The sequence below is a fragment of the Candidatus Aegiribacteria sp. genome (assembly GCA_021108005.1).
Classification (GTDB): Bacteria; Fermentibacterota; Fermentibacteria; order Fermentibacterales; family JCC-6; genus Aegiribacteria.
The window spans coordinates 1-1,345 of the sequence record JAIORS010000093.1 but is presented as its reverse complement, the minus strand read 5'-3'; the positions used below and the strand labels follow the sequence as shown (position 1 = coordinate 1,345).

Annotated in this window: 1 protein-coding gene; it reads left to right on the top strand. The window is 50.8% G+C overall.

Annotated elements, in window-relative coordinates; all coding sequences use genetic code 11:
• On the top strand, window positions 1-1,345 hold a 1,345-nt coding region (locus K8S15_05365), incomplete at both ends, for an FAD-dependent oxidoreductase (GenBank protein MCD4775466.1).

Here is a 1,345-nt window from a genome sequence, read left to right as displayed (position 1 = left end):
CTCCCGCCTTCGATGAAACATCGGATGAATGCCAGACATGCGGAGCCTGCTACAATGTCTGTCCTGTCGAGAACGGCATCAAGTTCAGCGAGATCACCGGGAACAGGCCGATACCTATCAAATCCGAATTCGACGCGGGTCTGGTCGACCGTTCCGCGGTGTATATAGCCTACGCCCAGGCAGTTCCGAACCATGCATGTATCGATCCCGCGCAGTGCGTTCACCTCAATACAGGCGAATGCGGAATCTGCGAGGAGGTCTGCGCCGCCGATGCCATAGATTTTGATCAGGTGGAAGAATTGCAGGACGTAAATGTCGGAGCTGTGATTCTCACTTCCGGTTCGGAAATATTCGATCCTTCTCCACTGCATGAATTCGGCTATGGAAGATATGACAATGTACTGACCAGTATACAGTTCGAAAGGATTTTAGCGGCATCCGGCCCATTCGAGGGGCATCTTCAGCGCCCATCTGACGGCAGTGTTCCCACAAAGATAGCATGGCTTCAGTGCGTCGGCTCCAGAACGGAAGATTCCCATATGCCGTACTGTTCTTCCGTATGCTGCATGTACGCCATAAAAGAGGCGATGATAGCAAAGGAGCATGTCGACACAGTTGAGCCGACGATATTCTTCATGGACATGCGCGCTTACGGCAAGGATTTCGACAAGTATTACGAGAGGGCTAAAGAGATCGGTATAAGATTCGTCAGGTCACGGGTAAGTAAGATAAGGGAGATAGGCAATACAGGGGATCTGGAGATACGGTTCGTAACAGAAGACGGAAAGGTTACTCTGGAGAGATTCGATCTTGTGGTTCTCTCAGTCGGCCTCGCGCCGGGAAAGAACAACGATGATATCGCGGACAGGCTCGGACTTCGCCTGAACAAATATCAGTTCATCGCAAATTCGGATGAGTCACCCATCAATACCACTAAACCTGGCATTTTCGTCTCAGGACCGGCGGTCTCTCCCAAGGATATCCCTGAAACCGTAATTCAGGCTTCCGGATCAGTGGCCGGCGCCGCGGAGATTCTTTCCGATGTGCGCGGGTCTGAAATAGTAGAAAAGCAGTATCCCGAGGAAAAGGATGTAAGCGGAAAGAAACCCAGGATAGGTGTGTTCGTCTGCCATTGCGGAACCAACATCGGAAGTATCGTTGATGTTCCCGCCGTTACAGCATACGCAAAAACATTGCCGGATGTTGTATATGCCGGGGAAAATCTTTTCACCTGTTCACAGGATACACAGGAGACCATGAAGGAACTGATAGACGAATACAAACTCAACCGAGTGGTCGTTTCCTCATGCTCACCAAGTACACATGAACCGCTCTTCCAGGAAAC